The sequence below is a fragment of the Streptomyces yerevanensis genome, assembly GCF_000716805.1.
GTDB lineage: Bacteria > Actinomycetota > Actinomycetes > Streptomycetales > Streptomycetaceae > Streptomyces > Streptomyces flaveus.
This window is the reverse complement of sequence record NZ_JNWJ01000045.1, coordinates 1-13,538: the sequence shown is the minus strand read 5'-3', so window position 1 is coordinate 13,538 and position 13,538 is coordinate 1. Positions and strand designations below refer to the sequence as shown.

The 13,538-nt window shown below is 70.4% G+C and carries 10 protein-coding genes; 2 read left to right on the top strand and 8 right to left on the bottom strand.

Features of this window, described 5'->3' with window-relative positions; genetic code table 11:
* Positions 1–92: 92 nt before the first annotated feature.
* The gene (locus OP79_RS35025) at positions 93–1,100 is read right to left on the bottom strand and encodes a hypothetical protein (protein WP_033325964.1); all 1,008 of its coding nucleotides are present in this window, start codon (positions 1,098–1,100) and stop codon (positions 93–95) included.
* A gap of 190 nt (positions 1,101–1,290) precedes the next feature.
* Here OP79_RS35025 and OP79_RS35020 point away from each other — a divergent pair, with 190 nt between their 5' ends.
* Together OP79_RS35020 and OP79_RS35015 are read left to right on the top strand one after the other, a co-directional pair.
* Positions 1,291–3,561, top strand: coding sequence for a heavy metal translocating P-type ATPase (locus tag OP79_RS35020; RefSeq protein WP_033325962.1), 2,271 nt, complete (start codon positions 1,291–1,293; stop codon positions 3,559–3,561).
* A 107-nt stretch (positions 3,562–3,668) separates the two neighbouring features.
* Complete coding sequence (locus tag OP79_RS35015; protein ID WP_033325961.1) at positions 3,669–3,887, top strand: heavy-metal-associated domain-containing protein; 219 nt, start codon at positions 3,669–3,671, stop codon at positions 3,885–3,887.
* 94 nt (positions 3,888–3,981) lie between these two features.
* On the opposite strand, the gene fusA is transcribed toward OP79_RS35015, so the two are convergent.
* The 7 genes from fusA to OP79_RS34975 form a co-directional block, all read right to left on the bottom strand.
* Positions 3,982–6,093 (bottom strand): elongation factor G, encoded by a 2,112-nt coding sequence (gene fusA / locus OP79_RS35010; protein WP_033325960.1) that lies wholly within the window; start codon positions 6,091–6,093, stop codon positions 3,982–3,984.
* Positions 6,094–6,618: 525 nt separating this feature from the next.
* Positions 6,619–7,902 carry an NAD(P)/FAD-dependent oxidoreductase gene (locus OP79_RS35000; RefSeq protein ID WP_033325957.1) on the bottom strand — a complete coding sequence of 428 codons (1,284 nt, stop codon included), beginning with the start codon at positions 7,900–7,902 and terminating at the stop codon, positions 6,619–6,621.
* Positions 7,903–7,941: 39 nt separating this feature from the next.
* Positions 7,942–8,607, bottom strand: coding sequence for a haloacid dehalogenase type II (locus OP79_RS34995; protein WP_033325956.1), 666 nt, complete (start codon positions 8,605–8,607; stop codon positions 7,942–7,944).
* Between the two features lie 45 nt (positions 8,608–8,652).
* On the bottom strand, positions 8,653–9,591 hold the full coding sequence (locus OP79_RS34990; protein ID WP_033325955.1) for an aldo/keto reductase: 939 nt from the start codon (positions 9,589–9,591) through the stop codon (positions 8,653–8,655).
* On the bottom strand, positions 9,588–11,045 hold the full coding sequence (locus OP79_RS34985; protein WP_033325954.1) for an aldehyde dehydrogenase family protein: 1,458 nt from the start codon (positions 11,043–11,045) through the stop codon (positions 9,588–9,590). The genes OP79_RS34990 and OP79_RS34985 overlap by 4 nt, the downstream gene beginning before the upstream one ends.
* Complete coding sequence (locus tag OP79_RS34980; RefSeq protein WP_033325953.1) at positions 11,042–11,995, bottom strand: succinylglutamate desuccinylase/aspartoacylase family protein; 954 nt, start codon at positions 11,993–11,995, stop codon at positions 11,042–11,044. Before OP79_RS34980 ends, OP79_RS34985 begins: the two co-directional genes overlap by 4 nt.
* Before the next feature lie 42 nt (positions 11,996–12,037).
* Positions 12,038–13,420, bottom strand: coding sequence for an aminotransferase class III-fold pyridoxal phosphate-dependent enzyme (locus tag OP79_RS34975; RefSeq protein ID WP_033325952.1), 1,383 nt, complete (start codon positions 13,418–13,420; stop codon positions 12,038–12,040).
* Positions 13,421–13,538: the final 118 nt, after the last annotated feature.

Below are 13,538 nucleotides of genomic sequence, written 5' to 3'. Positions count from 1 at the left end.
AATCAGGGATCGTCTCACGCACCGTCAGGTCACCTGGCACCGTCGCGCGCGAATCACGCCGACAGGTCAAGGAGCGGGCGGTGCCCACCGTTTCAGTGCCCGTGGCCCGAGTCCGAACCATGCCCGTCCGCGCCCGGCTCCGCCGTCGTCGGTTCCGCCGCCGCCGGCGTGCCCCCCGCGTGAACCGTGAAGGCCGCCGTACGGACCTTGCCCTCGTGCTTGAAGTCGAGGAAGAGGCGGTACGCGCCCTTGCTGGGGGCTGTTGCCGTGAAGGACACCTCGGGGCCGGGCTTCGTCTTGCCGTCGCCGGGCTCGCCGTTGGGGTGGACGTGGAGGTAGGCGAGGTCTCCTGAGCGGAGGGCGACCAGGTGGCCGTATGCGCCCAGGTAGGGCTGGAGGTTCTTCACCGGCTTGCCGTCCTTGGTGACGTTCAGCTTCAGTTCGCTGCCTGTGCCGGGGCGGAGCTCGCCGTTGAGCGTGACCTTGTAGTCGTCGACGATCGCGGCGGGGGCGGCCTTCGGCAGTTCGGCCGGCTTGTACGGGCCCGACACCGCGAGGTCGGAGCCGAGGGTCAGGCCCTCTGCGGCGCCCTTGGGCGTGAAGTCTGCGAAGACGCGGTAACCACCCGCCTTCGGCAGCTCGACCGGGATCGACCAGGTGCCGTCGGCGGCACGGGTGGGGTGGAGGTGGCGATAGACCGTGAGGTCGCGTGAGGCGACGATGAGGTGCAGTTCCTTCTCGTGTTCCCGCTGGTACGCGGTCACGTTCCGTCCGGTGCTGTCCTTGACGATGGCGAAGCTCAGCTCGGTGGCCGCGCCGGCCTCGATGCGCGAGGTCTTCAGGTCGAGCGTGTAGCCGCCCTCGGAGGTCTGCAGCCCGCCGGGCAGTTCCGCCGCGTGCCCGCCGGCCTTCTCCGTGTCTGAGCCTCCTCCCCCGCCCCCGTCGTCCTTCGTGCTCGTCGCGTGGCTGTCGTGCTGCGCGGTCTCGGTGGTCTTGTCGTCGGACACCACGGGGTCGAGGGCGTTACCCACCCCGTAGGCCGTGCCGAAGGTCGCGGCGAGCGCGGCGGTGAAGGTCGTGATCTTCAGTGCGGTGTGCATGGCGTGGTCCCTTCTCAAAGGTCTCAAGGGCCGCCGTTCGGGGGCGACCGACGTCTTCCAACATACCCCCAGGGGGTACATAGTCAAGTCGAATCACCCCTTGAATCGAATACGGGTGGGGGGTATACATAGAGGCGTAGAGCTTTATACCCCTAGGGGGTATACTTCCAACATGCTGCGAGGAGCGGACATGGCCACCACCACACCCGGCGCCGCCGAGGTCGAACTCGCCATCGGCGGCATGACCTGCGCCTCGTGCGCGGCCCGGATCGAGAAGAAGCTCAACCGCATGGACGGCGTCGAGGCGACCGTCAACTACGCGACCGAGAAGGCCAAGGTCACGTACAGCGGCGAGGACGTCTCCGTCCAGGACCTGATCTCCACGGTCGAGGCCACCGGCTACACCGCCCACGAGCCCGCGCCCGTACGCCCCGAGCCCGCGACCGGCGGCGAGGAGGGGCCCGGTTCCGGTGCGTACGACGAACTGCGGCCGCTCCGCGAGCGCCTGATCACCGCCGTCACCCTCGCCGTGCCGGTCGTCGCGATGGCGATGATCCCGACCCTGCAGTTCGAGTACTGGCAGTGGCTGTCCCTGACACTGGCGGCGCCCGTCGTCACGTATGCCGCCTGGCCCTTCCACCGCGCCGCCTGGACCAACGCCCGGCACGGTGCGGCCACCATGGACACGCTGATCTCGGTCGGTACGTCGGCCGCGTTCCTGTGGTCGGTGTGGGCCCTCTTCTTCGGAACGGCCGGCACGCCCGGTATGACGCACCCCTTCGAGCTGACCATCGCCCGCAGCGACGGCGCCGGGAACATCTACCTGGAAGCCGCCGCCGGAGTCACCGCCTTCATCCTCGCGGGCCGCTACTTCGAGGCCCGGTCCAAGCGGAAGGCGGGCGCGGCTCTCAAGGCGCTGCTGGAGCTCGGTGCGAAGGACGTCACGGTCCTGCGGGCCGATGGCCGCGAACAGACCATCCCCACCGCCGAGTTGAAGGTCGGCGACCGTTTCCTGGTGCGGCCCGGCGAGAAGATCGCCACGGACGGTGTCGTCGTCCAGGGCTCCTCCGCCGTGGACGCCTCCATGCTGACCGGCGAGTCCGTACCGGTCGAGGTCGCGACCGGCGACGGCGTCACCGGTGCCACGCTCAACGTCGGCGGACGGCTCGTCGTAGAGGCCACCCGTGTCGGCGCCGACACCCAACTCTCCCGTATGGCCAAGCTGGTGGAGGACGCACAGAACGGCAAGGCCGCCGCCCAGCGCCTCGCCGACAGGATCTCCGCGGTCTTCGTACCGGTCGTCATCGGCCTCGCCCTGGCCACCCTCGGCTTCTGGCTCGGCAACGGCTCCGGGCTGACCGCCGCCTTCACCGCCGCGGTCGCCGTCCTGATCATCGCCTGCCCGTGCGCCCTGGGTCTCGCCACCCCGACCGCCCTCATGGTCGGCACCGGGCGCGGCGCGCAGCTCGGCATCCTGATCAAGGGCCCCGAGGTGCTGGAGAACACGCGCAAGGTCGACACGATCGTCCTCGACAAGACCGGCACGGTGACCACCGGACGGATGGCCCTCCTGTCCGTGCACACCGCCGACGGCACCACCGAGGACGAAGTACTACGCCTGGCCGGTGCGTTGGAGCACTCCTCGGAGCACCCCATCGCGAAGGCGGTGGCCTCGGGCGCCGCGCAGAAGGTCGGCGAGCTGCCCACCCCGGAGGACTTCGCGAACGTCGCGGGCCTCGGCGTCCAGGGCATCGTCGAGGGGCACGCGGTCCTGGTCGGCCGGGAAAAGCTGCTTGCGGAGTGGGAGATTCGGCTGCCCGTGAACCTGGAGCGCGCCAAGGCGGAGGCCGAGGCGGCCGGACGTACGGCGATCGCGGTCGCCTGGGACGGCGAGGCCCGTGCGGTTCTCGAGGTGGCCGACGCCGTCAAGGAGACCAGCCCCGAGGCGATCACACGGCTGCGGGCACTCGGCCTGACCCCGATCCTGCTGACCGGCGACAACGAAGCGGTCGCACGGTCCGTCGCCGCCGAGGTCGGTATCGACGAGGTCATCGCCGAGGTACTCCCCCAGGACAAGGTGGACGTGGTCAAGCGCCTTCAGGCGGAGGGCCGTTCGGTGGCGATGGTCGGCGACGGCGTCAACGACGCGGCCGCGCTGGCGCAGGCGGACCTGGGGCTGGCCATGGGTACGGGCACGGACGCGGCCATCGAGGCCGGCGACCTCACTCTCGTACGGGGCGATCTGCGCGCCGCGGCCGACGCGATCCGCCTCTCGCGCCGGACCCTCGGCACCATCAGGTCCAACCTGTTCTGGGCCTTCGCCTACAACGTCGCCGCCCTCCCCCTCGCGGCGGCCGGCCTCCTCAACCCGATGATCGCGGGAGCGGCGATGGCGTTCTCGTCGGTCTTCGTGGTGGGCAACAGCCTGCGCCTGCGGGGATTCCAGGCGGCGGGCTCTTGACAGGGAAGATACCCCCTAGGGGTATAATGGGACGCATCGAGCAGAGACACGAAGCGAAGAGACAAGCGAAGACAGGCGAAGAGACAAGAACCGACAGGAGCAGAGTCATGGTGCAGGACATTTACGAGGTCAAGGGCATGACGTGCGACCACTGCGTCAAGGCCGTCTCGTCCGAGGTCGGCGCGCTCGACGGCGTCACGGGCGTGGAGGTCGACCTGAAGACCGGCCGCGTGACGGTGTCCAGCGGCGAGCGCCTGGCGTACGACGCGGTCGCCGAGGCCGTGGACGAGGCCGGCTACGACCTGATAGCCCGCCGCGAGCAGTAGGGCACGCGGCCGGCCATGCGCAGCAGCCCGGAACGGTCCCGCCCGTGTACGTCTCGTACGGGCGGGACCGTCTTTGCGGCCACCGTCCTTGGGGCTACCGGGCCGGAACCCCGTCGGACGCCGCGCTCGGTGCCGGGGCGTACCCGGCAGGCCGGGTGGTGAAGGTGCCCCGGCCCTGGGTGCGGCTGCGCAACCGCGTGGCATAGCCGAACAGTTCGGCCAGCGGCACGGTCGCCGTGATCACCACCGCGCCCGCCCGCGCGACCGAGCCGGAGACCCGGCCGCGCCGCGCCGCGAGGTCGCCGAGCACCCCGCCCATGGCGTCCTCGGGCACGGTGACCGTGATGTCGACCACCGGTTCCAGGAGCGCCATCTCGCCGGCGCGCAGAGCGTCACGGAGCGCGAGTCGGCCGGCCGTCCGGAACGCCATCTCCGAAGAGTCCTTCGGATGGGTCGCCCCGTCGGTCAGCACGACGTTCACCCCGGTCACCGGATGACCGCCGAGCGGTCCCTCGGCCAGCGCGTCCCGGCAACCCGCTTCGACCGCTCGTACGTACTCCTTCGGCACCCGGCCCCCGACGACGGCCGACCGGAACGCGAAGCCGGTCGCGCCACCGGCACCATCGGAACCGGCGGCACCAGAGGCGGCCTCCAGCGGCCCCACGTCGAGGACGACATGGGCGAACTGACCGGCGCCTCCGTCCTGTTTGACATGCCGGTACACCAGCCCCGACACGCCACGGACGAGGGTCTCCCGGTACGCCACCCTCGGCCGGCCGACGCCGACGGCCAGCCCGTGGGCGCGCCGGATCTTCTCCACCGCCACCTCCAGATGCAGCTCACCCATCCCCGACAGCACGGTCTGGCCGGTCTCGGGGTCGGTCCTGACCACCAGCGAGGGATCCTCCTCGACCAGCCGCGTCAACGCGGACGCCAAGCGGTTGGTGTCGGTGCTCCTGCTCGCCTCGACCGCCACGGAGACGACCGGATCGGCGGCGGTCGGCGGTTCGAGAAGCAGGGGAGCCGAGGGTGCGCACAGGGTCGCCCCGGCGCGGGCGGACTTCAGCCCGACCACCGCGACGATGTCCCCGGCCACGGCCCGGTCCAGCTCCGCGTGGCGGTCGGCCTGGACCCGCAGAATCCGCCCGATGCGCTCGGTGCGGCGTGCGCCCGCGTCCCACACCGTCTCTCCCTTCTCGATCGTTCCCGAGTACAGACGTACGTACGTCAGCCGCCCCGTGGCGGTGGCGTTCACCTTGAATGCCAGTGCCGCGAACGGCGCCGCCGGGTCGGCGGCCCGTTCCTGCTCCGCGCCGTCCTGAGTGCCGCGTATCGCGGGCACGTCCAGGGGCGAGGGCAGGTACGCGACGACGGCCTCCAGCAGCGGCTCGATTCCGCGGTTGCGATAGGCCGAGCCGCACAGCACGACCACGCCGTCACCGGTACGGGTCAGATCGCGCAGCGCGGCGGTCAGCGTCCGCGTGGAGAGAGTGGACCGCGCGCAGAACTCCTCCAGTGCGGGCGCGTGGACTTCCGCCACCGCTTCCTCCAACTGCCGTCGGCGCCGGTGTGCTTCATCCCGCAGGGCATCCGGAACCGGACCTTCGTCGACCGCCTCGCTGCCGTCGGCCCAGACCAGCGACCTCATACGCACCAGATCCACCACTCCGGTGAAACCGTCCTCCGTGCCGATCGGCAACTGGACTACCAACGGGGCCGGATGCAACCGCTCCCGGATCGACTCGACCGCCGTGTCGAGGTCGGCACCGGCGCGGTCCAGCTTGTTGACGAAGGCGATCCGTGGCACACCGTGCCGGTCGGCCTGCCGCCACACCGACTCGCTCTGCGGCTCCACTCCCGCGACGGCGTCGAACACCGCGATCGCGCCGTCGAGCACGCGCAGCGAGCGTTCCACCTCGTCGGAGAAGTCGACATGGCCCGGAGTGTCGATCAGGTTGATCCGGTGGCCGTCCCAGGCGCAGCTGACCGCCGCGGCGAAGATGGTGATGCCACGATCGCGCTCCTGAGAGTCGAAGTCGGTGACGGTCGTGCCGTCATGGACCTCACCCCGCTTGTGGGTGGTTCCGGTGGCGTACAGGATCCGCTCGGTGATGGTGGTCTTCCCCGCGTCGACGTGGGCGAGGATGCCCAGATTGCGAACGGCGGTGAGCGGACTGGTGAGTTGACGGTGCAGGTCGTTGCGCACGGCCCATGGCCTTTCGGGATGATCCAGAATGGGGCAGCGCGATTCCCGGACGAAACGAGCCTGTGGAGACTGGCCTGTCGAGACGGCAACGGGCAGGCAGGGACCAGGCGTTGAGGTGGTGTGCGAGCCGACTCGTCGAGTCGGGCGTTGCCGCGTCAGGTGGTGCCGAGTCAGGCGTTCGTCACGGTCATCCGGTACCGGCCGCGCAGCGGGCACCGGGCAGCCGAAGACACGAGGATCACCTCGTACAGCGACCGGGGAACGACGACAACGGTGCGGTACCGCACGGTCGGGCTCCCCTCACTCGTCTCGCTCATCACGAGGCGCGCCGCCATGTCGTGGCAGCGCGCGTTGCACGGCGAGTGTAGGTAACTCGGCGCGGGCGGGGCACCGGGTTTTTCGCTACGGCAGATCGGCAGGTCAAGGCCGGTCGGGCGCTGTCGGCGGGTCCATCGTCACAGGAACGGCGGGGGCTTCCCGCGACCACTTCGCGGCAAGCCCCCGCCGTACCACCGCACCGTCACCTCAGCGCAGTCGGTCCTTGGCCTTGTAGTAGGCGCCGCCGAACGGCAGGAACCAGGGGGTGCCGTTGTAGAAGGGGACGGGCACTTTCGGGAAGCCGAAGCCGCGCAGGGGGTTGGCCTCCGGCTTGCCGTCCATCATCTCGGCGACCGCCCGGCCCATGTACGTGGCCATCTGCACGCCGTGGCCGCAGTAACCCATGGAGTAGTACAGGCCGTTGACCTCGCCCGCGTGCGGGATGCGGTCCCAGGAGAAGCCGACCATGCCGCCCCAGACGTAGTCGATCCGCGTCCCGGCCAGCTGCGGGAAGATCTCCGTCATCTCCCGCTTGAGGATGTCGCCGCTCTTGACGTCGGAGGCCGGGTTGGAGGGGGCGAAGCGGGCCCGGCCGCCGAAGGCGAGGCGGTTGTCCGGGGTGAGGCGGACGTAGTGGCCGACATTCTTGTGGGCGACCAGCAGGCGGCCGTTCGGGATCAGCTCCTTGGCGCGTGCCTCCCCCAGCGGCTCGGTGACGATGATGAAGCTGCCGACGTTGATCAGCCGCTTGCGGAACCACGGCATCGACTTGTCGGTGTAGGCGTCCGTCGCCGCCATGACCTGCTTGGCCCGGATGGTGCCGTTCATGGTCTCCACCACGAAGCCGCCGCCGGGGAGGCGGGTGAGGCCGGTGGCGGCGTTGCGCTCGTGGATCTCGGCGCCGGCACGCTCGGCGGCGTCTGCCAGGCCACCGACGAACTTGCCCACGTGCAGGCCCGCGCTGAGCGGGTCGAGCAGGGCGCCGTGGTAGTAGTCCGTGCCGAGTTCGGCCCGCAGTTCGCTCTTGCTCAGGACGATCGTCTCGTGGCCGAAGTTGTCGGCCAGGTCGCGCTGCTTGGCCCGCAGGCCGTCGAAGTGCCCGGGCTTGCAGACCGCGCCGAGGCGCCCCGAGCGGTTGAAGTCGCAGTCGATGTTCTCGGTGCGGGTGAGCTCCTCGACGACGTCGACCGCCTCGCGGAAGGCGTTGTACAGCTCGAGTGCGCGCTCCTGGCCGTAGCGCTTACGCGCCTCGGCGGGGCTGATGGTGATGCCCTGGGTGCACATGCTGCCGTTGCGCCCGGAGGCGCCGGAGCCGACCTTGTCCTTCTCGACAAGGACGGTCCGGGCGCCCTTGCGGGCGGTGTGGTAGGCGGTGGACAGGCCGGTGAGGCCGCCACCGATGACCACTACGTCCGCCTCGTCGGGCAGGTCCTTTCCGGACCGGTCGGGCAGGGCGGGAGCGGTGTCGAGCCAGTAGGGGATCTGCTTCATGGCGTGCGTCCTCACATCGTCCGTGTCGTACCGGTGTTCTCAGCAGCCGAGCAGCGCCGGCAGGCCCGACATGTCGGACAGCTCGTCGTACGGCTGGTAGTCGGCGCTGCCGAGGCGGCCGTAGCGGTTGATCCACACCCGGCGCTTCAGGCCGAGGTCGCGGGTCGGGATGTGGTCGTACTCCCAGCCCTGGGCGGTGTGGATGACCTGGGACGGCTCGACGCCCATGGTCTTGAAGGCGTACTCGAAGGTCTGGCGGTCCGGCTTGTAGGCGCCGGCCTGCTGGGCGGTGATGACGTAGTCAAACTCGACGCCGATGTTCTCGACGTTGCGCGCGATCAAGTTGTCGTCGGTGTTGGAGATGATGGCGATCTCGTACTTGGTCTTCAGGGCGCGCAGCGCGTCCGGGACCTCCGGCCAGGGGCCGAAGGTGGGGACGGCCTCGACGAGTGCGTCACCGTCGGACTCGCGATACTCCAGGCCGTGCAGACGCATGGCGTTGCGCAGGCTGGAGTGCAGGATCTCGTGGTACGGGCGGTAGGCCTCCAGGACGGCCTGGAAGCGCATGACACGGAAGTCGTCGAGGAACTCGTCGACGTCCAGGTTGTCCAGATCCAGCCGATCCTTGAGGACCTTCAGGGTCGTGGGGCCGAGTTCGAAGTTGATGAGGGTGGCGTAGGCGTCGAAGGTGACGATCTCTCGCATGGTGTTCAGCCTCTATTTCGCGGGTTTCCAGAGGATGTGGGGGCTTCAGACGACGCGTTCGCCGGGGGTGACGATCGCGTCCAGTGCGGCCAGGTCGGCCGCGTCGGGGATCCAGTCGGCCGCCGCCGCGTTGGCGGCGACCTGTTCGGGGTTCATGGCGCCGCAGATGACCGAGCCGACCGCGGGGAGCGCGGCCAGTCCGCCCACGGCGACCTGGAGGAGGGTCAGACCGCGTTCGACGCCGTACGCGGTGAGCGCCTCGACCTTGTCGAGGGCCGCGTCGGTGAGCCAGCCCTCCCGCCAGGACAGTCGGCTGCCGGGTGGGGGCTGCTCGCCGCGCCGGTACTTGCCGCTGAGCAGGCCGTTGGCCAGCGGGTAGTACGGCAGCAGGCCGACGCCATGGCGCAGGCAGGCCAGGATCAGGTCCCGCTCCACGCCGCGGTCGAGCAGGTGGTAGCGCGCCTGGGTGGAGACGAAGGCGTCGGTGAGGTCCTCGGCCGGGAGGTTGGAGCAGCCGATGTACCGGATCTTGCCCTCGTCGACCAGCTCTCGGAGCGCGGCCACCGTCTCCTCCAGCGGAGTGACGCCGTCCGGCTCGTGGTACTGGTACAGATCGATCCGGTCCGTGCCGAGCCGGCGCAGTGACGCCTCTACGGCGTACCGGAGGTAGGCACGTGACCCGCGCGGCCCGTACATGTCCGCGTCCCGGCCCATCTCCATACCGAACTTGGTGGCCAGCACGACCTCGTCGCGGTGCCCCTTGAGGGCGGCACCGAGGAGCCGTTCGCCGTCACCGCGCCCGGTGCCGCTCTCCCCGAACCCGCCGTACATGTCGGCGGTGTCGAAGAGCGTGATCCCGGCGTCGATGGCCGCGTGGACGACGGCCTTCGTGCCGTCCTCGTCGAGGCGGGAGCCGAAGTTGTTGCCGCCGACGCCCACCGCGGAGACGGCCGGGCCGCGTTCACCGAGCGTGCGGTATCTCATGACCGGTTCCCGAAGCCGATGCAGACGTTCTTGGTCTGCGTGTAGCTGTCGAGTGCTGCGAGGCCCTTCTCCCGGCCCCAGCCGCTGTGCTTGTAGCCGCCGAAGGGGAGCTCGACGCCGGTGCCGACGCCGGTGGCGTTGACGTAGACCTGGCCGGCCCGGATGCCCTCGGCCAGGCGCATCGCCTTGTCGATGTCCCGGGTCCAGACATACGAAGCGAGGCCGTACGAGCTGTCGTTGGCGATGTCCAGGGCCTCGTCGGCGTCGTCGAACTCGATGACGGTGACGACGGGTCCGAAGATCTCCTCACGGGCGCACCGGGCGTCGTTGGTCAGGCCCGTGAGGACGGTCGGCTCGACGTAGTAGCCGTCGGCCAGGGCCGGGTCCGATGGGGCGCCGCCGACGCGGACCGTCGCGCCCTCCTGCCGGGCCACGTCCAGGTAGCCCAGCACCCGGTCGCGCTGCCGTGCGGCGACGAGCGGGCCGATGTCCGGGTCGGTGAGCCCGGGGCCGATGCGCAGGGAAGCGGCGTGCGAGACCAACTTCTCGAGGAACTCCTCGGCGCCGCGCTGGAGCAGCAGCCGCGTACCGGCCGAACAGGTCTGCCCGGCGTTGCCGAAGGCCGAGGCGGCGACGGCTCCGAGCGCCAGGTCGAAGTCGGCGTCGGCGAAGACGACGACCGGCGACTTGCCGCCCAGCTCGGTGACGGAGGGCACCACGTTGGCGGCGGCCGCCTGGGCGACCTTGATGCCGGTGGGCACCGAGCCGGTGAAGGTGACCTGGTTGATGTCCGGGTGGCCGGCGAGGGCCGCGCCGGTCTCGCCGTCACCGGGGACGACGTTCAGGACGCCCGGCGGAAGGCCGCACTCCAGGGCGATCCGGGCGACCTCCAGCGGGGTGAGGGGCGCCTCCGGGGATGGCTTGAGCACCACCGTGCAGCCCGCCGCCAGTGCCGGGGCGGAACCCCGCGCGGTGTTCTGCAGCGGGTAGTTGAAGGGGATGATCTGCCCGGAGACGCCGATCGGCTCACGAACGGTGTAGTCGATGAGGCCGGGCCCGAGGGGGATCGTGGTGCCGCCGAGCTTGTCGGCGACGCCCGCGTAGAACTCGAAGTAGCGGGCCGCCGCTTCGACATCGGCCTTCGCCTGGCGGAGCGGCTTGCCGACGTCCTGGCTCTCCAGACGCGCCAGCCGTTCGCCCTGGTGGCGGATGGCCTCCGCGATCCGGTAGAGGATCCGGCCCCGGTCTGCGGCGCGCATCCCGGCCCACTCGGGAGAGGTGAACGCCGCCCGTGCGGCAGCCACCGCCTGGTTTACGTCCACCTCGCCGGCCAGCGCCACCTGGGCGATGGCCGTCCCGTCGGAGGGGTCGAGGACCGTGAAGAACCGGCCGTCGGCGGCGGGGACCTGCTTGCCGTCGATGAGCAGCTCGGTCAGCTGCAGTTCGTCGGTCATGGCTGGATCTCTCCGAGGACCTCACCGAAGATGACGACTTCGTCGCCGGGGCGGACGGTGCGGATCCGGCGGACCCAGAGCACGATGCCGTCCTGCGGCGCGGTGACCTCTTCCAGCGTGTTGCCGTAGTGGTCGGTGATGGTGGCGATCAGGTCGCCTTCCTTGCAGTTCTCTCCCGGCTCGGCGCGAGCGACGAAGAAGCCGCCGGAGGCGGAGCGGGCGAAGGTGCCGGAGACGGTGGTGTAGGTGTCCCGCAGCTCCGCCTCGCCGTCGGTCATGCCGAGGCTGCGCAGGACGTTGCGGATCGAGTTCATGTGCGTCTCGACATTGGCCTCGCGGTAGGTGCCGCCGCCGACCTCGATGGTGATGGCGGGCTTGCCTGCCGCGAGAACGGGGTGGCGGACCGTGCCGCCCCACTTGCCGCCCTTCCAGACCAGCTCGTGACCGGCCGCCAGCGCCAGGTCGGTGGCCAGGTCCTCGTAGCCGCCCTGGAGGATGACCAGCGGGGCGATCTCGCCGTAGGCACCACCGGTGTGCAGGTCGACCACGGCATCGACGGCGGGGACGACCTTCTCGACGAACGTCGCGGCCAGCCGCTGGGAGTACGAGCCCTCCGCATCCCCGGGGAAGATCCGGTTGAGGTTGAGGTGGTCGATGCCGCTGGCACGGGCGGCCGCCTCGAAGGCCGGGGTGTTCAGGCAGGGGATGCCGACGACGGTGCCGCGCAGGGTGGCCGGGTCGATCTCGGCGAGCACACGCCGGATGGCCTCCTGGCCGTCGTACTCGTCGCCGTGCACGCCCGCGTCCACACACAGGACCGGGCCGTCCTGAACGCCGTTGACGACGATCAGCGGAATGCCGAGCTCCACGCCGTAGCTGCTGGTGCCGACCGGGATCAGGCCCTGGGCGCGCTCGCCGGGGGCGACGGTCAGCGGACCGATGGAATACATGGGGTTCCTTCCCAATACATGAATACGTGGATCAGATGCGGATCAGATGCGGGCAGACGCCTCGGCGAGGGTGACCGCGAGGATGTCGGCGATACGGTCCAGGAGGGCGCGGTCGCTGATCAGCGGGGGCGCGATCTGGACCAGCGGCGCGGACCGGTTGTAGACGCGGGCGAGGAGGCCCGCCTCGCGCAGCCTGCGCGGGATCAGGTCGACGATCAGGCCGGCCCGGGCAAGGTCGCTGAAACCGCCGTCGTCGAGGTCGCCGACGAGTTCGCAGGAGTAGAAGAACCCGGTGCCGCGGACGTCGCCGACGATCGGCAGGTCCGTGAGGGACGCCATGCGGTTCGCGAGGTGGTCCTGGAGGCCGTGGACGTTGTCCAGGATCCGGTCCCGCTCCATGATCTCCAGGTTGCGCAGGGCGATGGCCGCGCTCAGCGGGTGCCCGGCGAAGGTGTAGCCGTGGTTGAGGACCGCGCCGGGCCGGTTGATGACGTCAACTACGCGGTTGCTGACGAGAGTTGCGCCCATGGGGGCGTATCCGGCGGTGATGCCCTTGGCGACGGTGACGATGTCCGGGCGGGCGCCGTAGCGGTCGCCGCCGAACCACTCGCCGACCCGGCCGAAGGCCGTGATCACCTCGTCGGCGACGAGCAGGAAGCCGTACCGGTCGGCCAGCGCCCGCAGACCCGGCCAGTACCCCTTGGGCGGGGTGATGCAGCCGCCGCGGTTCTGCACCGGCTCGGCGATGAGCATGGCGACGGTCTCCGGGCCCTCGGCCAGGATCGCGGCCTCCAGTTCGGCGAGCAGCCGGGCCGTGTACAGGTCGTCGTCCGCGTACTCCGGTGCGAGGCCGAAGCGGTTGGTGTTCGACACGAACCGGGTGTCGATCGCCGGCGGGCCGTACGGCTCCGTCAGGCCCGGGTCGTCGGTGAGCGACAGGGTGCCGATGGTCAGCCCGTGGTAGGCGCCGCGCCGGGCGATGGCCTTGGTGCGGCCCGGCTCGCCGCGCAGCGCGTGGTAGCGGCGGGCGATCTTCCAGGCGGTCTCGACGGCTTCGGCGCCGCCGCTCGAGAAGAAGGTGTGCTCGATGTCCACGGGGGCGATCCGGGACAGCCGCTCGGCGAGTTCGATCGCCGACGGATGCGCGGAGCCGGTCCACAGCGGGCTGTAGCACAGCTCGCGCAGTTGCCGTTCGGCGGCCTCGGCGAACTCGGGGCCGTAGGAGTAGCCGAGCTGGCAGCAGTACAGCCCCGACAGGCCGTCGATGTAGCGCCTGCCGTCCGCGTCGTCGACGTACGGGCCCTCCCCCCGCTGGACGACGAGGAGGTCCTCGCCCTCGGGGCCGAGCGAACCGTTGGCGGTCATGTTCAGCAGCAGGTGCCGCTGAGCGGTGGCGGCGGTCAGCTGAGCGGTGGCGGTGGTCATACGGTCTCGCCTCCGGGGTTGGCGACCCCTGCCGTGTTCTCGACCGACAGCAGGGAGCCCTGCCGTCCGGAGCCGAGCCAGCGCACCAGGGCGACCAGGCCGAGAGCGAGGATCGCGA

What these genes read in the sequence shown, in the direction of transcription:
- OP79_RS35015 (WP_033325961.1), top strand. Translation starts at nt 3,669, where the DNA reads ATGGTGCAGGACATTTACGAGGTCAAGGGCATGACGTGCGACCACTGC.
- OP79_RS35000 (WP_033325957.1), bottom strand. Translation starts at nt 7,902, where the DNA reads ATGAAGCAGATCCCCTACTGGCTCGACACCGCTCCCGCCCTGCCCGAC.
- OP79_RS34985 (WP_033325954.1), bottom strand. Translation starts at nt 11,045, where the DNA reads ATGACCGACGAACTGCAGCTGACCGAGCTGCTCATCGACGGCAAGCAG.
- OP79_RS34990 (WP_033325955.1), bottom strand. Translation starts at nt 9,591, where the DNA reads ATGAGATACCGCACGCTCGGTGAACGCGGCCCGGCCGTCTCCGCGGTG.
- OP79_RS34975 (WP_033325952.1), bottom strand. Translation starts at nt 13,420, where the DNA reads ATGACCACCGCCACCGCTCAGCTGACCGCCGCCACCGCTCAGCGGCAC.
- OP79_RS34995 (WP_033325956.1), bottom strand. Translation starts at nt 8,607, where the DNA reads ATGCGAGAGATCGTCACCTTCGACGCCTACGCCACCCTCATCAACTTC.
- OP79_RS35020 (WP_033325962.1), top strand. Translation starts at nt 1,291, where the DNA reads ATGGCCACCACCACACCCGGCGCCGCCGAGGTCGAACTCGCCATCGGC.
- OP79_RS34980 (WP_033325953.1), bottom strand. Translation starts at nt 11,995, where the DNA reads ATGTATTCCATCGGTCCGCTGACCGTCGCCCCCGGCGAGCGCGCCCAG.
- OP79_RS35025 (WP_033325964.1), bottom strand. Translation starts at nt 1,100, where the DNA reads ATGCACACCGCACTGAAGATCACGACCTTCACCGCCGCGCTCGCCGCG.